Source organism: Calditerricola yamamurae, from assembly GCF_054654135.1.
On sequence record NZ_BAAIFH010000004.1, the window covers coordinates 561,860 to 582,264 of the forward strand.

Annotated in this window: 20 protein-coding genes; 1 reads left to right on the forward strand and 19 read right to left on the reverse strand. The window is 62.2% G+C overall.

Going from position 1 to position 20,405, the window contains the following annotated elements; translation table 11 throughout:
• Positions 1–191 precede the first annotated feature (191 nt).
• The 11 genes from ACYQ0Z_RS04250 to ispE form a co-directional block, all read right to left on the reverse strand.
• Entirely contained in the window at positions 192–1,178 is a 987-nt protein-coding gene (locus tag ACYQ0Z_RS04250) for a peptidylprolyl isomerase (RefSeq protein ID WP_459864662.1), read from the reverse strand.
• Positions 1,165–4,701, reverse strand: a complete 3,537-nt coding sequence (gene mfd, locus ACYQ0Z_RS04255) for a transcription-repair coupling factor (protein WP_459864664.1) — start codon at positions 4,699–4,701, stop codon at positions 1,165–1,167. Before mfd ends, ACYQ0Z_RS04250 begins: the two co-directional genes overlap by 14 nt.
• A 105-nt stretch (positions 4,702–4,806) precedes the next feature.
• On the reverse strand, positions 4,807–5,034 hold the full coding sequence (locus ACYQ0Z_RS04260; RefSeq protein WP_459864666.1) for an anti-sigma-F factor Fin: 228 nt from the start codon (positions 5,032–5,034) through the stop codon (positions 4,807–4,809).
• A 61-nt stretch (positions 5,035–5,095) separates the two neighbouring features.
• Positions 5,096–5,656, reverse strand: a complete 561-nt coding sequence (pth, locus tag ACYQ0Z_RS04265; RefSeq protein ID WP_459864668.1) for an aminoacyl-tRNA hydrolase — start codon at positions 5,654–5,656, stop codon at positions 5,096–5,098.
• A 75-nt stretch (positions 5,657–5,731) separates the two neighbouring features.
• On the reverse strand, positions 5,732–6,352 hold the full coding sequence (locus ACYQ0Z_RS04270; RefSeq protein WP_459864670.1) for a 50S ribosomal protein L25: 621 nt from the start codon (positions 6,350–6,352) through the stop codon (positions 5,732–5,734).
• A 190-nt stretch (positions 6,353–6,542) separates the two neighbouring features.
• Complete coding sequence (locus ACYQ0Z_RS04275) at positions 6,543–7,493, reverse strand: ribose-phosphate diphosphokinase (RefSeq protein ID WP_459864672.1); 951 nt, start codon at positions 7,491–7,493, stop codon at positions 6,543–6,545.
• 12 nt (positions 7,494–7,505) lie between these two features.
• Complete coding sequence (gene glmU / locus ACYQ0Z_RS04280; protein ID WP_459864674.1) at positions 7,506–8,879, reverse strand: bifunctional UDP-N-acetylglucosamine diphosphorylase/glucosamine-1-phosphate N-acetyltransferase GlmU; 1,374 nt, start codon at positions 8,877–8,879, stop codon at positions 7,506–7,508.
• Between the two features lie 132 nt (positions 8,880–9,011).
• A complete protein-coding gene (gene spoVG / locus ACYQ0Z_RS04285; protein ID WP_459864676.1) occupies positions 9,012–9,305 on the reverse strand; it encodes a septation regulator SpoVG in 294 nt (97 codons plus the stop codon).
• A gap of 93 nt (positions 9,306–9,398) precedes the next feature.
• Complete coding sequence (locus ACYQ0Z_RS04290) at positions 9,399–9,776, reverse strand: RidA family protein (protein WP_459864678.1); 378 nt, start codon at positions 9,774–9,776, stop codon at positions 9,399–9,401.
• 89 nt (positions 9,777–9,865) lie between these two features.
• Positions 9,866–10,684, reverse strand: a complete 819-nt coding sequence (purR, locus tag ACYQ0Z_RS04295) for a pur operon repressor (RefSeq protein ID WP_459864680.1) — start codon at positions 10,682–10,684, stop codon at positions 9,866–9,868.
• Between the two features lie 26 nt (positions 10,685–10,710).
• Positions 10,711–11,574, reverse strand: coding sequence for a 4-(cytidine 5'-diphospho)-2-C-methyl-D-erythritol kinase (gene ispE, locus ACYQ0Z_RS04300; protein WP_459865145.1), 864 nt, complete (start codon positions 11,572–11,574; stop codon positions 10,711–10,713).
• A 167-nt stretch (positions 11,575–11,741) separates the two neighbouring features.
• On the opposite strand from ispE, the gene ACYQ0Z_RS04305 reads away from it, so the two are divergent.
• Positions 11,742–13,286 (forward strand): IS1182 family transposase, encoded by a 1,545-nt coding sequence (locus tag ACYQ0Z_RS04305; protein WP_459864682.1) that lies wholly within the window; start codon positions 11,742–11,744, stop codon positions 13,284–13,286.
• Here ACYQ0Z_RS04305 and ACYQ0Z_RS04310 read toward each other — a convergent pair.
• The 8 genes from ACYQ0Z_RS04310 to metG form a co-directional block, all read right to left on the reverse strand.
• Complete coding sequence (locus ACYQ0Z_RS04310) at positions 13,222–13,416, reverse strand: small, acid-soluble spore protein, alpha/beta type (RefSeq protein ID WP_459864684.1); 195 nt, start codon at positions 13,414–13,416, stop codon at positions 13,222–13,224. The two genes, ACYQ0Z_RS04305 and ACYQ0Z_RS04310, sit on opposite strands and share 65 nt — an antisense overlap.
• 70 nt (positions 13,417–13,486) lie before the next feature.
• The gene (veg, locus tag ACYQ0Z_RS04315; protein WP_459864686.1) at positions 13,487–13,765 is read right to left on the reverse strand and encodes a biofilm formation stimulator Veg; all 279 of its coding nucleotides are present in this window, start codon (positions 13,763–13,765) and stop codon (positions 13,487–13,489) included.
• Positions 13,766–13,988: 223 nt separating this feature from the next.
• Positions 13,989–14,468: a ribonuclease H-like YkuK family protein gene (locus ACYQ0Z_RS04320; protein ID WP_459864688.1), complete on the reverse strand. Its 480-nt coding sequence runs from the start codon at positions 14,466–14,468 to the stop codon at positions 13,989–13,991.
• Positions 14,469–14,472: 4 nt separating this feature from the next.
• Positions 14,473–15,354, reverse strand: a complete 882-nt coding sequence (gene rsmA / locus ACYQ0Z_RS04325) for a 16S rRNA (adenine(1518)-N(6)/adenine(1519)-N(6))-dimethyltransferase RsmA (protein WP_459864690.1) — start codon at positions 15,352–15,354, stop codon at positions 14,473–14,475.
• On the reverse strand, positions 15,351–15,944 hold the full coding sequence (rnmV, locus tag ACYQ0Z_RS04330; RefSeq protein WP_459864692.1) for a ribonuclease M5: 594 nt from the start codon (positions 15,942–15,944) through the stop codon (positions 15,351–15,353). The genes rsmA and rnmV overlap by 4 nt, the downstream gene beginning before the upstream one ends.
• Before the next feature lie 78 nt (positions 15,945–16,022).
• Positions 16,023–17,183: a resuscitation-promoting factor gene (locus tag ACYQ0Z_RS04335; RefSeq protein ID WP_459864694.1), complete on the reverse strand. Its 1,161-nt coding sequence runs from the start codon at positions 17,181–17,183 to the stop codon at positions 16,023–16,025.
• A 95-nt stretch (positions 17,184–17,278) separates the two neighbouring features.
• Positions 17,279–18,049: a TatD family hydrolase gene (locus ACYQ0Z_RS04340; protein WP_459864696.1), complete on the reverse strand. Its 771-nt coding sequence runs from the start codon at positions 18,047–18,049 to the stop codon at positions 17,279–17,281.
• A 17-nt stretch (positions 18,050–18,066) separates the two neighbouring features.
• Positions 18,067–20,130 carry a methionine--tRNA ligase gene (metG, locus tag ACYQ0Z_RS04345; RefSeq protein ID WP_459864698.1) on the reverse strand — a complete coding sequence of 688 codons (2,064 nt, stop codon included), beginning with the start codon at positions 20,128–20,130 and terminating at the stop codon, positions 18,067–18,069.
• Positions 20,131–20,405: the final 275 nt, after the last annotated feature.

The following is a 20,405-nucleotide window of genomic DNA, read 5'->3' on the forward strand; positions in this document are numbered from 1 at the left end:
TACGTCTATTACCAAGTCTGGCTCTTCATTTTTTCTGTCATGAGCGGAATTTCGTTCCAAGTCCCACGGCACACAGAAGGACAAGCCCTGTCGTTTGCTACGGGAACCGTGCGCGGATGCGCACCCCAACCACGAAAGCATGCCTCCGGCGGAACGCGAAAACGGGGGCCCGCACCGCCGCGCGCCGATCGCTATGCCGCCTTGGGCAACGTGATTTCCCGGATCAGCTTCGGCAACTCCTTGTCATAGAACCGATTGTAGGCCTCGTTCAGCGCCTCGACGCGCAACTCCTCGTGTACCTTCTCGAAGGGCAAGACCTCGCGCTTTTCCACCCGGATCACATGGTACCCATATGCCGTCTTCACAGGGGCACCCACTTTCCCCACAGCCTGGGTCAGCACGGCCTGCTGGAATTCGGGTACCCATTCCGTCACGCGGGCGTTTTCGTACACCCCACCCCTTTCCTTGCTTCCCGGGTCATCGGAATACTGTTTGGCCAGGGCAGCCATGTCCTCGCCGCGCTGGATGCGCCGGACCAGCTCCGCGGCCAGCTTCTTCGCCTCCTCGTCGCTGCGCCCGTCGGTGCTGATCAGGATGTGGCGCACCGTGGCCACGGTGAAGTCGTTCTGCCGTTCGGCGTAGCGCTTTCGCAAGTCCTCGTCTTTCACGTGCCCGGCGAGATAGGTCTCAATGCGTTTGTAGCGCACCAAGTAGTCGCGCACGTCGTCTTCCGTCAGGTTCAGCCGCTTGAGAAGCTGATCCGCCGCCTTGCGCGACCCCTCCGCCTGGTCGAACGCCTGCCGCCACGCCTGAAACAGGCTGTCGGCCTCCTTCTGCACGTCGACGTTTCCGGCGCGGCCCGCCAGAATCGTCTCGGCAATGTAGCTGCGCAGCACTTCCTCGCGGCTTTCCGGATCGGTCACCACGGCACGGTACAGGGGATTGAGCACGTACTGAAGGGCCAGATACTTTTCAAACTCGCCGGCCGTCACTTCCCCGCCCGCATAGCGCGCCACCACCTGCTTCGCGTCAACGCCGAGGGAGAAGTTGGGCCCTTCCGCCTCGCTTCCCTTGCCCGACGTCGGCTCGGTTCCGTCCGACTGGGCGCATCCGGTCAGGACAAATAACGTGCAAACCACCAACACCAGTATCGTCCACATCGGTTTACGTGGCCACATGATTCATTTCTCCTTTCGGTTTCAGTACATCGGCATACCCTTCCAAGAACCGCTCCAAAAAGGCAAGCATCGCCTCCGACGACATCCCCTTGACCGGAATGCGAATGCCCACGCGTCCCCCGTCCATTGACAGGGCAATGCGACGGTCAAAGCGCGCAGCTAGGGCAAAGAGCCGTCCGCCGTCGATCCGGGGCGTCTGGTCCGGGGCCAGGTCGATGCGCACCTCATCGCCCTTCTGGATGATGCGCTCCATGCGGTAGCGCGCGGCGTAGGTGCGGATCTTGACCACCGCCAGGAGGTTCTTGACCGGCGGCGAGGGCTCCCCGAAGCGGTCGATCAACTCATCGACCAGATCCTGAACGTCCTCTGGCGTCTCCACAGCGGCAAACTTCTTGTACATCTCAATCTTTTGCTTGGCATCGGGAATGTAGTCCGCGGGCAGGTAGGCGTCGACGGCCAAGTCGATTTCCGGACGCAACGGTGGCGCTTCCGGCTTTTCGCCCTTGAGTTCTTCGATGGCTTCCTTCAGCATCTGCGTGTACAGGTCAAACCCCACCGACGCGATAAAGCCGTGCTGTTCGGGCCCCAGGAGGTTGCCCGCCCCGCGGATGGCCAGGTCGCGCATGGCGATCTTAAAGCCCGAGCCGAACTCGGTGAATTCCTTGATCGCCTGCAGGCGCTTTTCCGCCTCCTCGCTGAGCACCTTGTCCCGTTGGTAGGTGAAGTAGGCATAGGCGATGCGGTTGGAACGGCCAACGCGCCCGCGCAGCTGGTAGAGCTGCGCCAGCCCCATCTTGTCGGCATCGTACACAATCAGCGTGTTGACGTTGGGGATGTCCACCCCCGTCTCGATAATCGTCGTACACACAAGCACGTCGTACTGGCCATCCAGGAAATCCAGCATCACCCGCTCCAGTTCGTTTTCGTCCATCTGCCCGTGGGCAACGGCCACGCGGGCATCGGGGACAAGGGCGCGGATCTGCTCCGCCATACGCGCGATCGACTGCACCTGGTTGTAGACAAAATAAACCTGTCCGCCGCGGGCCAGCTCACGCTCGATGGCTTCCCGCACCAGGGCCGCGCTGTACTCCACGACATACGTCTGCACGGGAAAGCGATTTTCCGGAGGGGTTTCGATGACGGACAGGTCGCGCACGCCGAGCATCGACATGTGCAGCGTCCGCGGGATGGGCGTCGCCGTAAGCGTGAGGACATCGACGTTCGTCTTCAGCTGTTTCAGCTTCTCCTTGTGCACGACACCGAAGCGCTGTTCCTCATCGATAATGAGCAGCCCGAGATCCTTAAATTGCACATCCTTCGAGAGCAAGCGGTGGGTGCCGATGACAATGTCCACTGTGCCGTCCTTCAGCCCCTTGATGACCTGGTTCTGCTCCTTGCGCGAGCGGAAGCGCGACAGCACCTCGATCCGCACCGGGTAGTCGGCGAAGCGTTCCCGGAATGTCTCGAAATGCTGCTGGGCGAGGATGGTCGTCGGCACGAGGACGGCCACCTGCTTGCCGTCCATGACCGCCTTGAACGCGGCGCGGATGGCCACCTCCGTCTTCCCGTAGCCCACGTCGCCGCACAGGAGGCGGTCCATCGGCCGCGGCGACTCCATGTCGCGCTTCACTTCCTCGATGGCCCGCAGCTGGTCGGGCGTCTCCTCGTAGGGGAACAGGGCCTCAAACTCGCGCTGCTCCGGCGTGTCCTTGCTGAAGGCATACCCTTGGGCCGCCTGCCGCTTGGCGTACAGCTTGAGGAGATCCTCGGCGATGTCGCGCACCGAGGCACGGACGCGATTCTTCACCTTTTTCCATTCGCCGCCACCCAGGGAATAGATTTTGGGCTCCTTGTCCTCCGCACCGATGTACTTCTGCACCAGGTCGATCTGGTCGATGGGCACATACAACTTGTCGTTTCCGGCGTACTGGATGAGCAGGTAGTCCTTGTGCACGCCGTCCACTTCCAGCGTTTCGATGCCCATATATTTGCCAATTCCGTGGTTGACGTGGACGACGTAGTCGCCCACCTTGAGGTCGAGGTAGCTCTTGATCCGCTCGGCCCCGGAGATCGTTGCCACCCGGCGGGCCTTGCGCTGCTTTTGGGTGAATACCTCGCTCTCCGTCACCACGACCACTTTCTGGCGCGGCAATTCGAAACCGGCCGACAGGTTGCCGATCAGGATGGTGGGGCGTTTGGGCAGCCCCAGAAGGTCCTTGGCCACGTCCACCTCCATCCCGTAGTCGGCCAGCACGCGCGCCAGACGGGTGGCCCGCTCCTCGTCGGCCGCGGCAAACAGCACGCGCATGTCGCTCTTCTCCCAGCGGGCCAGCTCCGCCTTGAGCACGTTCATCTGGCCATGGAAGTTCTGCATGCCGCGGCACAGCACGTTCACCACGTTCTGCGGATGGGTGCGCGGCACCTGGCGCAAAAAGAGGGCCAGGTACAGACGCTGCCGGCTGCCGACCGTCTCGTCAAACTCCTTGATCAGGCGCAGGCGGGGCAAAAACTCCCCGGCCTGCACAAGGGCCGTCTGCCACTCGGCCTCGTCCTTGGCCAGCTGGTCGACGGCATCGAACACCCGCGCGGGCTCGTCGAACACCAGGAGCGGTTCGCCGGCGACGTAGTCCAACAACGTCCCCGCGTCGGGATAGAGCAATTCGACATATTTTTGCTCCCCCTGAAAGCCGGCCCCTTGCCGCCACTGCTCCAGTTCCCAGCCAACACGCTCGCGCAGCCTGTCGCGTACCTCCGGGTCACGGATCGTCTCCACGGCCTCGTTGAGGCGGTCTTCCAGGCGGAGCGCGCCCTGCTGGCGCCGCTCCGGCGTGGCAAAAACCTCCGCCACGGGCGGGATGACCGCCTCGTTGCGCGGGTCGGTCGACCGCTGCGTCTCGACGTCAAAGGCGCGGATCGAATCCACCTCATCATCGAAAAATTCAATGCGCAGCGGCGACGGCTCGCTGAGAGGATAGACGTCGACGATGCCGCCGCGGACGCTGAACTCACCCGGCGCTTCAATCATTTCCGTTCGCGTGTAGCCGATGGCCGACAGGCGACGTGTAAGCGCTTCCATCTCTACCGTTTCGCCCACAGCCAGGCGAACCGTCGCCTCCCGCCACACCGCCGGAGGGGGAAGCCGCCGGCACAGCCCAGCGTAAGGCACCACAAGGACGCCCGTCTTGCCGGCGGACAGCTCGGTGAGGATTTTCAGCCGCTGGCTGCGCATCTCCGGGCTGGCCACCAGCACCTCGGTGCCAATTACCTCATTGGCCGGATACAGCCATACTTCGTCCTCCGGCAGGCATTCGACCAAATCTTCATACAACCGCTGCGCATGATACGTGTTATGGGTAACGAGCACCACCGGTCGGCCAAGGGCCCGCCTCAGCGTTGCCACATACAGCGGGCGGGCCGAGCCGCTGAGGCCGGTCACCATCTGCTCGCGCAGGCCACGGGCAAAACCGTCCACCACCGTTTGAAAATCCGGGTCATCGCGAAACACCTGCATGAGCACGCGCATCGGGTACACCCTCCATGCCCAAAAAAAAGGAAAGCAATCCAAGCAAAAAGAAGCCTTAGCGTACCGCCAAGGCTTAGACCTTTGCCGGTATCCGTAGCCGTTTCCCTACTGCAGATGGCTGTTCATGAGCAGCCATTCCGGGTGCTGCAAAACGGCTTCCTGGCAGTATTCGCAGATGACGCGCACGACGACGTCACCATTTGGTTCATAGGTTATTATAGACGCCCGTTCCTCGGGGGTCAAGAAATGGAACCCCAGGCGCCATTCCGGAACCTCGGCCTCGATTGTGCCCAGCGCCATGCCGCAGCGCGGACAAGCGTACTTAACGGCCACAGTCGACCCTCCCCCTGTCGCGGTGCTGTTTTTCAGTATGGCCGCGACAAGGGGGCGCCATTCAGCGGTTAAACCGGTTCATCACGCGATCAAAGGGTTCGGTAAGCCAGGCCGCCGCCGCCTCGGCCGCTCGCGCCGCCGCCGCTTCGGCCGCCTCTCGCTCCTCGGGGGCAAACGGCGACAGCACATGGTCCGTCACCGACACGCCCGGCGCCGGACGCCCGATGCCAATGCGGATGCGGGGGATCTCCTGGGTGCCCAAATGGGCGATGATCGAGCGCAGGCCGCGGTGACCGCCGTCGCTGCCCTTCATGCGCAGGCGAAGGGTGCCGAGGGGCAAATCCATGTCGTCGTAGATGACGAGGAGGTTTTCCGGCGCCAGCTTGTAGAAGCGCATCGCTTCCGCCACCGATTCGCCGGAGGCATTCATGTACGTCTGCGGCTTGAGCAAGATCACCGTTTCTTCGCCCACACGGCCCTCGCCGACGAGTCCCTTCCACTTCGCTTTCTCTACGGGTATGCGCAGCGTACGCGCCAGGCGATCGACTACCCAAAAGCCGACGTTGTGGCGGGTGGCCGCGTAGGCCGGTCCGGGATTGCCCAATCCCACGATCAGTCTCATGTGTGGTTCCCCCCATAAAAAAGGCGCAAACCCGCGGCGCCGCGGGTTGCGCATCCAGTGGTGACCGGCGGCCGATCAGCCCTCGCCACCAGTGTTTTCCACCAGTTCCGGTTCCTCCGTCTCGGTGCCCGCATCGACCGGCTCGAGGTCCGGTTCGGTGATGGTGAGCACCACTTCCTCGGCGTCTTCCAAAACCGTCACCCCTTCGGGCACCACGAGGTCCTTCACGCGAACCACGTCGCCCACAGACATATCGGCGACGTTGACCTCGATGGCCTCCGGCACGCGGTCCGGCAGCACGCGCACTTCCACCTCACGCAGCTGGAGCTGCGGAATGGCGCCGCGCCGTTCCAGTTCCGCTTCGCCGATCACCCGAACGGGAACGCTCACGTCAACCGGTTCATTGAGGCTGACCTGATGGAAGTCAATGTGCAGGATGTCGCCGTTGATCGCATCGCGCTGGACCTCTTGGACGATGGCCCGGACGGTGCCCTCGCCCTCAACGTCCAGCTGGACGAGCGCCCCGGCGGTGCGATGACCCATCAGCCGCTCGAAGGCCGACCGGTCGACGGCCAGCGGCAGCGGCTGACGTTCCTTTCCATAGATGATGGCCGGAATCTTGCGCGCCTTGCGCAAGCGCCGCGTCGCCGAGCGGCGCAGGTCATGGCGTACGTATGCCTTCAACGTTTCCGTCATGCGCCCGATCACCCCTCCGTCGGAAGGATTGGAAAGCCAAGCCGTCCATTCCTACCATTCCCGTTCGGGGACCGGTTCAAACATGACCGCAAAACGTCCAACAGGCACGCCTACACCGTCATTTTACGCAAAAGCCCGCACGCGAATCAACGCCTCCGCCCGATGGCATTCGTGACGGAGGTCCATCCTTTTAGTCGAACAGCTTGCTCACCGACAGCTCTTCATGGACGCGGATGATCGCCTCGCCGATGATCGGCGCCACCGACAGGACGACGATGTTGTCGAGACGCTTTTCCGGCGTAAGGGGAATGGTGTTCGTCACGACGAGCTCCTTGATCGGGGACTGCCGAATCCGCTCGATGGCCGGCCCGGAAAGAACAGGATGCGTGCACGCCGCGTACACCTCGCGCGCCCCATGCTCGAGGAGCGCCTTGGCCGCCAGGGTGATCGTGCCCGCCGTGTCGATGATGTCATCGACCAGGATGGCCGTTTTCCCTTCGATGTTGCCGACGATGTTCATCACCTCGGCCACGTTCGGCTCCGGACGCCGCTTGTCAATGATGGCGATCGGCGCCCCAAGCCGCTCGGCCATCCTCCGCGCCCGCGTCACGCCGCCGTGGTCGGGCGAGACGACCACGATGTTGTCGAGCCCCTTTTCCAGAAAGTATTTGGCCAGGATCGGGACACCCAGCAGGTGATCGACGGGGATGTCGAAAAAGCCCTGGATCTGCGTGGCATGCAGGTCCATGGTGATGACGCGGTTGGCCCCCGCCGTCTCAATCAGGTTGGCCACGAGCTTGGCCGTGATCGGGTCGCGTGCGCGCGCCTTGCGGTCCTGCCGGGCGTATCCATAGTAGGGGATGACGCAATTGATCGATTTCGCCGAAGCCCGTTTGAGGGCGTCCACCATGACCAGGAGTTCCATCAGGTTTTCATTGACGGGATAGCAGGTCGACTGGATGACGAACACGTCGGCCCCGCGTACGCTCTCCTCCAGCTTGATCTGGATCTCCCCGTCGCTAAAGCGCGACGCGTGCGCATTCCCGAGCGGAACACCGATGTGGTCCGCAATCTCCTGGGCCAGCGCTGGGTTGGAATTGCCCGTAAACACCTTCAGCTTGGGATCGCGATACTTCCCCATGACTGCCCTCCATCACGCTTCTGATTTCCATTTTTTTACGTATTCCGGCTTGTTGATCTGGCGCGCCCGCGCGATGGCCAGCGCGTGGTCGGGAACATCATCGGTAATCGTCGAGCCCGCTGCCGTGTAGGCCCCCTTGCCAACGCGCACGGGGGCCACCAAGTTCGTGTTGCAGCCGATGAACGCGCCGTCCTCCACCACCGTGCGGTGCTTGGTGCGGCCGTCGTAGTTGACGACAACGCTGCCACAACCGAAATTGACGTCGGCCCCTACGTCGGCGTCGCCGATGTACGTCAGGTGTGCCGCCTTCGAACGCGGCCCGATGACGCTGTTCTTCACCTCGACAAAGTTGCCCACGCGCACGCCCTCGCCAATGCGCGTACCGGGGCGCAGGTGGGCAAAGGGACCGATCTCGGCGCCGTCGGCCACCGCACTTTGCACCACCACCGAGTGACGGATCACCACGCCGCGGCCGATGTGGCTGTCAATGACCTCCGTATACGGCCCGATCACCGCATCTTCCCCGATGACGGTCTCGCCGGCCAGGCGCGTGCCCGGCAAGATCACCGTGTCGCGGCCAATGCTCACGCCGGCCTCGATGTACGTGGTGGCCGGATCGACAATCGTCACGCCGTTTTTCATGTGCGCCTCGTTGATGCGGCGACGCAAAACGGCCTCCGCGCGGGCCAAGGTTACGCGATCGTTGATGCCGATCGTCTCCTCTTCGTCGTCGGTGTGCCACGCGGCCACCGTCTCCCCGCGGCGACGCAAGATGGCCACGCAGTCGGTCAGGTAGTATTCGCCCTGGGCGTTGTCGTTGGTAACCTCCTCGAGAGCGGAAAACAGCTTGCGGTTATCGAAACAGTAGGTTCCGGTGTTGATCTCGCGGATGCGCCGCTCCTCCTCGGTGGCATCCTTGTGCTCCACAATGCGCACCACGTCCCCGGCGCCGTCTCGTACAATGCGGCCGTACCCTGTCGGATCCACCGCCGTGGTGGTCAGCAGAGTAACGGCCGCTTGCCTGCGCTCGTGTTCCTTGCGCATCGCCGCCAGCGTCTCGGGGCGAAGCAGCGGCGTGTCGCCGCACAGGACGAAGGTTGTGCCCTCCCGCTCGGCCAGGATCGGCGCCGCACACCGGACGGCATGGCCGGTGCCGAGCTGCTCTTCCTGCACCGCGTACCGGACGCGGTCGCCCAGGTAGGCCCGCACCGCGTCGGCACCGTGCCCAACGACGACCACGATGTCGTCCACGCCCAACGCCGTCAACGCATCGACGACGTGGCCCACCATTGGCTTGCCGCAGACCGGGTGCATCACCTTGCTCCGCTTCGATTTCATCCGTGTGCCCAAGCCTGCCGCCAGGACGATCGCGTAGGTCGCTGTCAATGTCCGGTCCTCCTTCTGTCCCGATTCAATCTGACTATATCGGAAAGCGCCCCCCTTTTCAAGGGTAACGTTTTCAACGAACGCCGCGCCAAACGAAAAGGGAGGACTTCCCCCGAAGTCCTCCCGCCACGGTTACGCACCCGCCTGCTGCCGTCCATCCTGTTCGTCCTCGGCCGCCAGGCGCGCGTACGCAGCCAGCACGGCGTCCTGGATTTTGGCACGCGTGGCCGACGAAATGGGGTGCGCAATATCGCGATAGGTCCCGTCCGGGCCCCGCTTGCTGGGCATGGCCACGAACAGCCCATCCTTGCCGTCGATCACGCGGATGTCGTGGACGACAAACTCGTTGTCGAACGTGACCGACGCCACAGCCCTCATCCGCCCCTCCGCCGAGACGCGCCGCAGCCGCACATCGGTAATTTCCACGCCGCTCACCACCTTGGTCGGGGAATTCGTGTCCCTATGTCCTTCTCCGTGAGCGGCGTGCATTCCTGCCCGTGTCGAAAAATGTTCGCTTTTTCACTCGGCCAACACCGCAATCGCCTCGATCTCCACCGCCACATCCTTGGGCAAGCGCGCCACCTGGACCGTCGAGCGTGCCGGGCGGTGCTCCCCAAAGTACTGCCCGTACACCTCGTTCATCGCCGCAAAATCGTTCATGTCCCGGAGGTAGACCGTCGTTTTCACCACATTGGCGAGGGTTCCGCCCGCCGCTTCCACAATGGCACGCAGGTTTTCCAACACCTGTCTCGTCTGCTCGGCGATGTCCCCCTCGACCAGTGTGCCGTCAGGCCGAAGCGGAATCTGGCCCGAGGTAAACAGCAGGTTGCCCACCCGGACCGCTTGGGCATAGGGGCCGATGGCCGCCGGGGCCTTGTCCGTGTGGATGTGCTTCATGGATCCCGCCTCCTTGGTTGATGCGTTTATTCCGAAAGGTAACGGCACACCAGACGCCTGTCAAGGACCGGCCGCGGCCGCGCGCCGCGTCACGCGAAATAATTGCCCGGCTCCAGGCGAATGCGGCGCTCGCGCACGTCCACCTCGGTCAGGCGCGCCAGGGAAACATAGTTGTCAACCAGGCGCTCCTCGGCATAGGCGCTTTCCACAAACACGCCGATGCCCACCACGTGGGCCTGGAATTCCTGGAGCAGGTCAATCATCCCCCGGATGGTGCCGCCTGCCTTCATAAAGTCGTCGATGATCAGCACGCGCGCCTCCTCGGACAGGGCCCGGCGGGAGAGGGACATCGTCTGAATGCGCTTCGAGGAACCGGAGACGTAGTTGATGCTGACCGCCGACCCTTCCGTCACCTTGTGGTCGCGGCGCACGACCACCACAGGGAGGTTCAGGAATTCCGCCGTGGCATGGGCCAGCGGAATGCCCTTCGTCTCCATCGTCATCACCACGTCGGCCTGGCAATCGGCGAAGACGGTGGCAAACATATACCCGATTTGGCGCAACGTCTGCGGTTCCCCCAGCACATCGGTCATGTAGAGGTAGCCCCCGGGCAGGAGGCGATCCGGATCTTCCAGGCGACGAAGGATGGCGCGGATCTCCGCGAGCGCCCGTTCCTTGGGCAGGTAGGGGATAAACTTGACACCACCCGCCGCGCCAGCAACCGTCAAGAGTTGGCCGATGCCGTTCTTCTCAAAGACCTCCTTCACGATGGCCAAGTCTTCACTGATGGACGACTTGGCCGCTTCGTAGCGCTCGGCGAAAAAGGTCAGCGGAATCAGGGTGTGCGGTCGCGTGAGCAATTCGTGTGTTATGTCAACGATTCGTGCACTCCGTCGGATTTTGGACATGGCCCGATCCCCCAAACGCCAGAGTGTCACGGGCGATGCCGCGCATCGCCCAGCAGGCGCACCAGGTACACGTCGCGGCAAAAGCCGCGCAAGGCATTGTTGATCCGGCGGGCCCGGGAGAACTGTCGCACGAGGGCAAAGACGGTGGGCCCGCTGCCGGACATGAGCGCCCCCTCGGCTCCGAACGCCAGCATTCGTTCCTTCAGCTTGCGCACCTCCGGATGCAGAGAGAAGGTGACCGTCTCCAGCATGTTGCCGAGGGAACGGCACACGGCGGCAAAATCCTGCCGGTTCAGCGCGTCCACCATCGCCGCCGTCGTCGGGGACTGCGCGATGGCGTCCAGACGCAAGGCACGGTACACATCAGCCGTGGAAACGGCCAGGGGTGGTTTGGCCAGCACAACCCAACACGGCGGCGGCGGGGACACCGGCTCGATTCGCTCGCCACGCCCCCGGGCCACGGCCGTGCCACCGTACACGAAAAACGGCACGTCGGAGCCGATCCGCGCCCCAAGGGCGGCCATTTCGTCGTGCGACAAGTTCAGCCCCAACAACGTATCCAGCGCGCGAATGACCGCCGCCGCATCGCTCGAGCCCCCGCCCAGCCCCGCGGCGACGGGAATGCGCTTGTCAATCCGGATGGTGATGCCCTGGCGAATGCCGTAGGTTTCCTTCATCAGGACCGCCGCCCGATACGCGAGGTTGCGCTCGTCGGTTGGTACATAGGCTGTCGAGCAGTCGACGACAATGTCCGGTTGGTCCGTTAAGGTCACGTCAATGCGGTCCGCCAGGTCGATGGTGGTCATCACCATTTCGACTTCATGATAGCCGTCATCCCGTTTGCCGATTACGTCCAGGGTGAGGTTGATTTTGGCCGGCGCTTTTACCATGATCACGGCACGTCACCCTCTCGCCCATCATAACTCGTCTATTTTAACGCAAAAAAAGCCGGGGAAACAATCCCCGGCTCAGCGTGTAGACAAAGTACCGGGAGGTACAAGGTCTACACGCTTTTTTGTCGAATAGAGTTCTTATCCCATCATGCAGAGGTGGCCACATGCTGAGAAAACAGTCGGCCGAAGGCCGTTACCAGCTTACCGTTGTTTCGTTGGACGAATTGGTTCCTCAGGATCACCTGGTCCGCAAAATCGAAAACGCCATCGATTTCTCGTTTATCTATGACCTGGTGGAAGATCGTTATTGCCCAGACAACGGAAGACCCAGCATCGATCCCGTTGTCCTCATCAAAATGGTGCTCATCCAGTATCTGTTCGGCATCCGTTCCATGCGTCAAACCATCAAGGAAATCGAAACCAATCTCGCCTATCGGTGGTTTTTGGGATACGATCTCACCCAGCCCATTCCCCATTTCACGACGTTTGGAAAAAACTATGTCCGCCGATTCAAGGGTACCGACCTGTTTGAAAAGATCTTTACGCGCATTCTCGAAGAAGCCTGCCATCACGGGCTTGTGGACCCTTCCGTTCTGTATATTGATTCCACCCATGTCAAAGCCAACGCCAACAAGAGAAAATTCATCAAGCGGCTCGTTCAGGAAGAAGGAAAAAAATATCAAGAACTTCTGGAAGAGGAAATCAACCAGGACCGCGTAGCGCATGGGAAAAAGCCGTTGCCAAAAAAGTCTAAAGCCGTCTGGAAGGAGGTGAAGCAAAGCACCACTGATCCGGACAGCGGCTGGTTTGTCAAAAACGAAAAGGAACAGACGTTCGCTTACTCCTTCCATGCGGCCAGCGACCAAAACGGCTTTGTCGTCAGTGCCGTCGTCACGGCCGCCAACGTTCATGACAGTCAGGTCTTTTCGGATGTGTTCGAGCAAGCCGTCAAGCATGTCGGAAAACCCAGCGCTGTCGCGGTGGATGCAGGGTATAAAACACCCTATATCAGCAAGTACCTCTTGGACCAACAGGTCCGTCCGGTCATGCCGTATACCCGTCCCCACACAAAAGACGGAAGGTATCGAAAGCAAGATTACGTGTACGATGAGTACTACGATTGCTATCTTTGTCCTGCCGGACAAGTGCTTACCTACGAAACCACGACCCGTGAGGGTTACAGAATCTACCGTTCCGATGCCACGACCTGTCGATCTTGTTCATTCCGCTCCCAGTGCACAGAAAGCCACGACGCGGTTAAGCGTGTGAGCCGCCATATCTGGGCCCATTACATGGAAGAAGTGGAGCACTTGCGCCATACAGAAGTGAATAAACGCCTATATGCACGCCGAAAGGAAACGATTGAGCGTGTATTTGCGGATCTCAAGGAGAAGCATGGCTTGCGTTGGACCACTTTACGTGGGTTGGAAAAAGTGACAATGCAGGCGATGCTTGTTTTTGCTTGCATGAATTTAAAAAAGCTGGCGAATTGGTTATGGAGGTTAGGAAAAACAGGGCGCCATGCCCTTAATTTCTTCTCTTTATTGTTCACAGACGACAAGAAAACTCCCTCGGCTGCGTTGGCACCGAGGGAGTTTGTCTGCAGTCTGAGCCGGGGAAACAATCCCCGGCTTGCCGGCGGCGTTATGAACCGGTACCCTGCTGACGGGCGATCAGCGCGCGTTCGGCGATTTCGATCGCCTTTTTGACGAGGTTCCCGGCATCACGGGTGGTGATGGCCCCCCATCCTTCGCGCTGGATCGTGTCGTAAATGCCCAGTTCCTTGGCCAATTCCAGCTTCAGCTCCTCGGACATGACGCCGCGACGCCTGCGTGGCATGGCCAAACGCCTCCTTTTGCGCCGCCGGTAGACCTAGTATGCGCAAAAAAACGCGCAGCAACCCGACGGGCTACTGCGAGGGGTACGTGATCCGGATGTCTTTCCCATCCTTACAAACGGTCAGTTCGACGTTTTCCGTGAGGATGTCGGTGTAGCTGTAGGAAACCCGCTTGAAGGCGTGCCGGTCTTCATCCAGCTTGATGATAAACACGGAAGGATAGGTCTGCTCCAAGATCCCCGTGCGTTCGATCGTTTTTTTGCGGCCGCCGTTGGCCCGGAGCACAATGCGTTGGCCGATGTGGGCTTCGAGCGCCCGCCGGATGTCGAGCAGCGCGTTTTTTCCCGCCATCGCGACCACCTCACTCGTGAATTATAGCACGCAGTCCCTAGTATGTCAATAAAAGTGCATATTATAGCAACGGGACAAAGAGATTGTCAACGGATGAACTTAAAAAAAAAACGTCGGCTTTTGCCGACGGAGTGCGAAACCGGGAAATCCGCGTCGTGCGGGCAGCGAATGTTTCAGTGAACCATCCGCATTCTGGTCATTTTTCTAAACACAGAAAGTCTCTCTATTTCGTAAACCGATCGGCTACGGCACTGGCCCCGTACGCGTCGGGCTTGATCTTCGCGGTATAGCCCACCGCCTGCACCCAGCCGACCACTTCCTGGATGACCAGGCGCGTCTCCCCTTGTTGGCCGACATCCAAGTGGATCTCGATGGGAAAGTCGGCCCCGATAGTCGACAGGCCGGCCCCTTGCAGGGCCTCCAGCGTGCGCAGACTGATCTCGGTCTCCCGGTAAATGCGGTGCCGCAGGTCAACGATGGGCGGTACCACCTGCCGCGCGTAGTAAAAGCGCGCACCGCGCCCAACCCGCTGCACGATGATGGCCGTGACAAACACGGTCTTGTCTGCATCCGTCTGCGAATCGGTGCCGATGACCAGCTTGTAGGTTGCTTGGGGCGCGTCCTCGATGTATCGGCGGATGTCGACAACCACCTGCTCGATGGACAGCGGCCCCCGCGTCGGGCTGATGAAGCGCACGGCCATCCCCCTAGCGCGTCGTCAATTCGTGCACACGGTGTGTTAACCGGGCAAACTCGGCAATGCTGAGGGTCTCCGCCCGGCGATCCGGATCGATGCCGGCCGCCTCCAACAGGGCAAACGCGGTTGCGCGGTTTCCCCCCTCAATTAAATTATGCACCAAGTTGTTTAAAATCGTTTTGCGCCGCTGGGCAAAAGCCGCCCGCACGACGCGGAAAAACAGCTTCTCGTCGGGAACGTCCACCAGCGGGGCCGGACGGCAGCGGATGCGGACCACGGCCGAGTCGACCTGGGGACGCGGCACAAAGGCATGCTTCGGTACCGTCATCACGTAGTCCACTTCGGCGTAAAACTGAACGGCGATGGTGAGGACCCCATAGTCCTTGCTTCCCGGCTGGGCCGCAAGCCGCGCGGCCACCTCCTTTTGGACCATCAGCACAAACAGCGGCACCTCATCCCGGGCCTCGATCAGCGTAAACAAAATCGGCGTGGTGACGTAATACGGGAGGTTGGCCACCACGGCCCGCTTGGCCCATCCGGCAAAGTGCTCGGCGAAAAACGCGGGCAGGTCGAGCGCTAAGAAATCGCCGTGGACGACGGTGACCTGGGGGTACGGGGCAAGGGTTTCCGCCAGCACAGGCAGCAGCCGCTGGTCGAGTTCCACGGCGACCACCTTGCCCGCCACCCGTGCCAAACACGCGGTCAGCGCGCCTACCCCCGGACCGATTTCCAATATCGCCGTCTCGCCATCCAGTTCGGCCGCTGCAACGATGCGTTCGAGCACGCGTCGATCGACCAAAAAGTTTTGCCCGAGGCTCTTTTTGGGCACCACGCCGTGGGCGGACAAAATCGCGCGCGTCTGCGCGGGCGAGGCGATCTCCTTCTCGGTCACGTTTCCCCGTCGCCCTCCCCCATGTCGTCTCTCCCAACTCCCGCCACGGCGTGCCCTTCCTCCACCTCGCGCAACGCACAGTAAAACATTTCCCGGGAAACCCCGAACACGCGCAACCGCTTGTGAAACTGTCGGGCATTGGCGTAGCCAATGCCGAGGAGGCGGCCCATCGCTTCGCGGCGCCGACGCGCCTCCGGACCACCGCACAAGCCCGCCGCCACCAGGTCTTCCCAGGTGATCGACTCGGGCTGTTCAGGCATCTCAGTCTGGACCGCGGCCAAGGCGCGGCGAATCGCTTCCGGGGATGCGTACTCGACGCCGATCTTCCCGTCCCTGCTGGCCTCTTCTCGGGACAAAAAGGCATGCTTGCACCCGGGAACGCGCGCGCTCAGAATGCGGCGGATCCGTTCGCCCGGATAATCGGGATCGGTCAAGATGATCACGCCGCGCGTCGCCTGGGCAAGGCGAATGCGCGCGATCACCTCTTCCGAAAGCGCCGATCCCCCCGTCTCGATCGTATCGGCCGCCACCGCACGCCGGACGGCGGCGGTGTCGTCACGCCCCTCAACCACAATGATTTCCCGAATCAACCTTGGCTCCTCCCGTTCCCAAGCGGCCTGGCTTTCCCGCCCAGCGGCTGCACGTCCGTGTTCTCACACCCGGCCGTGTCACGGGCCGGCAGCGCCCCGCGGCAGCTGCGGACCGATCACGTACACGGTATGCCCCCGCTTCAGGCCAAAACGGTTGGCGAGCGCATCCGTCTCGAAATATACGTCGATCTTCTTTCCCTTCACACTGCCGCCGGTGTCTTCCGCCCGGCGAAAGCCCAACCCCTCAATGTACACCCACCAGCCGAGGGGGATGACGGCGGGATCGACGGCGATGGTTCGCCCTTCCTTGGCCCGTGTGCCCATAGCGGTGATAGCATACAAGGGGTGATCCGGCCCCTTTCCGGTGTGGGCCACGCCGGGACCATAAGCGGTCAGCACGACGTTGTGCAACACGCGGCGCGGCATAAACGTGACCCCATTCCGCTCAATGCCGCGAAGCGTCCCAACGGCGATGATCGTGGGCTGCGGTGCCGCCAGCACATCGCGGTCGACCAGATCGCGCGCCACTTCCACCCCGTTTTCCAGGCGGACGCGATAGGTGAGGACCGCCTTGCCGGCTTTCCCTTCCCGAACCGTACGCTGGTCGCCAGCGGGCAGGTCATGGCTGGCCGTCTTCACCACGTGGGGCTTCAACACCTTTTCTTCCTGGACCAAACGCTCTTCCACGCGGGTGACGGTGATGACCAGTCCGCTCGCGACCGGTTGGCGCAGCCCCGGACTCACGCGGTCAAGCGGCCCCAGGGTGACGCCGGCTTCCAAGAGCGCCTCCTGAACCGTTCGCGCCGCCACGGCCCGGTGAAACGTGGTCGATCCGACCCGGAACGTAAGCTGGCGCGCGTGTTCCACCGACACGCGCAGCCCCGGATAAAGTGGCGTGTCGGTCGCCGGCATCACGCGATCCCGCGGCCCGACCGCCACCCCCTGTTCACGCAAAAGCTGCGCCACGGTATCGGCTTCCGTACGTACCACCCTTTCCCGACCATCAACCAAGAGCGTAACCGAAATCGTTTCCGATGCGGACCTACGCGCAAAGCCCATGGCCATTAGCAAAGCAATGACGACAACAACAATACAACCCCATACGACTACGCGAGGAGTACGGCCGGGAAAACTGGCACCGCGGAGGAATGCCAGTTTCATCCATATCCCCTCCCCCTCAAACGTAAGGCCATTGTAGGGCAAAACGGTGGATTTGTCAAATTTACATCCATGTAGCATGCAATTGGAGGGGAAGAGGCGTTTTTTCTTGCTTTTTCATCACTCGCCACGGACCGACCCGGTTCGCCGGCTTTCGCCGGGCCACCGCCGTCGATTCAGGGCAGGTGGAAGAGGCGTGCGGCGTTTTCCGTCGTCGCGGCGGCCAGCTCCTCCACGGAGATGCTCCGCACCGAGGCCACCACCTCGGCGGTGTGGCGGAGGTACGCCGGCTCGTTGCGTTTGCCGCGGTGGGGCACCGGGGCCAGGTACGGGCAGTCGGTCTCGAGAAGCAGCCGGTCGAGGGGGGCCTTCTGCGCCACCTCTCGCACCGCCTCGCCACTTTTGAACGTCACGACGCCGCCGATGCCCAGGTAAAAGCCGAGGTCGAGAAACGCCTTGGCCGTCTCCCAATCGGCGGTGAAGCAGTGCATAACGCCGCCGATTTCATCGGCACCCTCCTCGCGCAGCACTTCGAGCACGTCGGCATACGCGTCGCGGCAGTGGATGATCACCGGAAGGCCGAGGTGCCGGGCAAGGGTCAACTGTCGGCGGAACACCGCCTGTTGTGTATCGCGCGGCGCTCCGTCTCGGTAGTAATCGAGACCGATCTCGCCGATGGCCACCACCTTGCCGTGCTCGCGAGCCAGACGCTGCACCCAGGCCAGGTCTTCCTCCGTGCAGGCAGCCGCGTCGTGGGGATGCCAGCCGATCGCCGCGAAGAGGTCCTCGTGGCGATCGGCCAGCGCAAGGGCCGACGGGATCGTGGCGCGGTTGTAGCCGACGATGATCATCCGCGCCACCCCCGCTTCCCGGGCCCGGGCAAGGACAGCGTCGCGATCGGCGTCAAACTGCGCGTCATTGACGTGGGCGTGGGTGTCGATGAGCACAGCCGTCCCCTCCCCGATCATTTCACCTTCGCCCCGTTAGGCACAGCCGCATCAACAAACAAGACGTGCGGGCCATCCGGGCCATCGGCGGCGAGGATCATGCCCTGGGACCATTCGCCGCGGATCTTGGCCGGCTTCAGGTTGGCCACCAAGACCACCTTCTTTCCGACCAGCTCCTCCGGTGCGTAGCGCTGAGCAATGCCGGAGAGGACCTGTCGGGTCTCGCCACCGACGTCGAGGATCAGCTTGAGGAGCTTGTCCGTCTTCGGCACCCGCTCGGCCGCTTTTACCTCGGCCACGCGCAAATCGGTCTGGAAAAACTGCTCCACGGTCACTTCGGCCGCTCCGGCGGCGTCCGCCGACGCAGAACCCGTTCCTGCTGCACCCGGGGCGGCATAACCGCTTCCCACCTCCGGACCGCCGGCCGTCCCCGCCTTGGCCGCCTCCAGCTTCCTGCGGTTTTCCTCGGCCCGCCGGCGCGCCTCGGCCGTCGAGGCATCGATGACGGCGATTTCCGCTTTAATGTCCAGGCGCGGGAAGAGCGGCTCGCCCTTCATCACACGCGCCCCCACCGGCAGCCGGCCCCATTCGTAGGTGCTCTCCCACGTCAACACCTCGGCCTGCTCGGCGATCCCCAGCTGGCGCCAGATCTTCGGCGGCGTTTTGGTCAGGAAGGGCTGCAGGAGCACCGAAACAATGCGGATGCTCTCGGCCAAATTGTAGAGCACCGTATGCAGCCGCCCGCGCCGCGCCTCGTCCTTGGCCAGCACCCACGGCATCGTCTCGTCGATGTACTTGTTCGTCCGGCCTACCAGGTCCCAGATGCGCTGCAGAGCGGTGGAGAAGTGCATCTGATCCATTTCCCGTTCCACATCGGCCACGACGGCCCGGGCCGTCTGGCGCAGGTCGTCGTCGACGGGTGCCGCCTCACCCGGTTCCGGGATGACGCCGCCGGTATACTTGTCGATCATGCTCACCGTACGGTACACAAGGTTGCCCAAGTCGTTGGCCAGGTCAAAGTTGTGGCGCTGGAGGAAGGCCTCAGGCGTAAAGACGCCGTCCTGGCCGAAGGGAATCTCGCGCAGCAGGAAGTAGCGGATGGCATCGGACCCGTAGCGATCAATCAGAAACTTCGGATCGATGACATTGCCCTTCGACTTGGACATCTTCCCATCGGGCATGAGCAGCCAGCCGTGGCCGAACACCTTCTTCGGTAGCGGCAGGCCCAACGCCATGAGGATGATCGGCCAGTAGATGGTGTGGAAGCGCAGGATGTCTTTGCCGATCAGGTGCACGTCAGCCGGCCAGTAACGCGCAAACTTCTCCCGTTCCTCCGGGTCGTCAGACAGGTACCCGATGGCCGAGATGTAGTTGGTCAGCGCGTCGATCCAGACGTAGATCACGTGCTCGGGATCGCTGGGCACGGGAATGCCCCAGTCGAAGGTCGTGCGCGACACGCACAGGTCCTCCAGCCCCGGCTTCAGGAAGTTGTTGATCATTTCGTTGCGCCGCGATTCGGGCTGGATGAAATCCGGGTTTTCTTCGAGGAACTGGAGAAGACGGTCCTGGTACTTGGACATACGGAAGAAGTAGCACTTCTCCTTCACCAGCTTCACTTCGCGTTCGCAATCCGGGCAGAAGTATCCGTTCTCGCGCTTGGCCTGGCGCTCGGTCCAGAAGGATTCGCACGGCACGCAGTAGTACCCCTCGTACTCGCCGAGGTAGATGTCGCCCTGGTCAAGGAGGCGCTGGAAAATGCGCTGGACCACCTTCTTGTGGCGCGGCTCGGTCGTGCGGATAAAGTCATCGTAGGCGATGTCGAGCTTCGCCCACAGGTCCTTGATCCAGTCCACCAGCGGATCGATAAACTCCAGAGGCTGTTTCCCTTCTTCCGCCGCGCGCCGCTGCAGCTTCTGCCCGTGTTCGTCGGTTCCGGTGAGGTAGAACACGTCATAGCCGCGCAGCCGCTTGTAGCGGGCCATGGCGTCGGCGGCGATGGTCGTGTAGGCGTTGCCGATGTGCAGTTTGTCACTCGGGTAATAGATGGGAGACGTAATGTAAAAGGTGGGTCGCGTTCCCATAACACTCCCTCCTTGGCGCAATGTGATTGCGGGGCAAACGAACAAAACGCCCCTCACCCCGGCATTGGGGCGAGAGGCGATTGGCCTCACGCGGTACCACCCAACTTCCCCGTCCCTTCGCAGGGCACGGGCTCGGTGCGTGCGCCTACCGCGCACGCCTCCCATAACGCGGGACGCGCCGCTCCCTCAGCCTCGCGCCGGCGCCGCGCACAGGTACGGGCGCCTTACGCCAGGGGTCGAAAGCGGGTCTCCGGGGCCATCTTCGCCGCGCCGTC

Coding starts and splice junctions, on each gene's coding strand:
- ACYQ0Z_RS04275 (WP_459864672.1), bottom strand. CDS start 7,493: ATGGGGAAGTATCGCGATCCCAAGCTGAAGGTGTTTACGGGCAATTCC.
- ACYQ0Z_RS04270 (WP_459864670.1), bottom strand. CDS start 6,352: ATGACGGAAACGTTGAAGGCATACGTACGCCATGACCTGCGCCGCTCG.
- ACYQ0Z_RS04250 (WP_459864662.1), bottom strand. CDS start 1,178: ATGTGGCCACGTAAACCGATGTGGACGATACTGGTGTTGGTGGTTTGC.
- purR (WP_459864680.1), bottom strand. CDS start 10,684: ATGTCCAAAATCCGACGGAGTGCACGAATCGTTGACATAACACACGAA.
- ACYQ0Z_RS04290 (WP_459864678.1), bottom strand. CDS start 9,776: ATGAAGCACATCCACACGGACAAGGCCCCGGCGGCCATCGGCCCCTAT.
- mfd (WP_459864664.1), bottom strand. CDS start 4,701: ATGCGCGTGCTCATGCAGGTGTTTCGCGATGACCCGGATTTTCAAACG.
- ACYQ0Z_RS04320 (WP_459864688.1), bottom strand. CDS start 14,468: ATGGCCGTGCGCTTCATCAGCCCGACGCGGGGGCCGCTGTCCATCGAG.
- veg (WP_459864686.1), bottom strand. CDS start 13,765: ATGGCGGGAAAAAACGCGCTGCTCGACATCCGGCGGGCGCTCGAAGCC.
- ACYQ0Z_RS04335 (WP_459864694.1), bottom strand. CDS start 17,183: ATGCTACATGGATGTAAATTTGACAAATCCACCGTTTTGCCCTACAAT.
- ispE (WP_459865145.1), bottom strand. CDS start 11,574: ATGGTAAAAGCGCCGGCCAAAATCAACCTCACCCTGGACGTAATCGGC.
- pth (WP_459864668.1), bottom strand. CDS start 5,656: ATGAGACTGATCGTGGGATTGGGCAATCCCGGACCGGCCTACGCGGCC.
- ACYQ0Z_RS04305 (WP_459864682.1), top strand. CDS start 11,742: ATGCTGAGAAAACAGTCGGCCGAAGGCCGTTACCAGCTTACCGTTGTT.
- metG (WP_459864698.1), bottom strand. CDS start 20,130: ATGGGAACGCGACCCACCTTTTACATTACGTCTCCCATCTATTACCCG.
- ACYQ0Z_RS04310 (WP_459864684.1), bottom strand. CDS start 13,416: ATGCCACGCAGGCGTCGCGGCGTCATGTCCGAGGAGCTGAAGCTGGAA.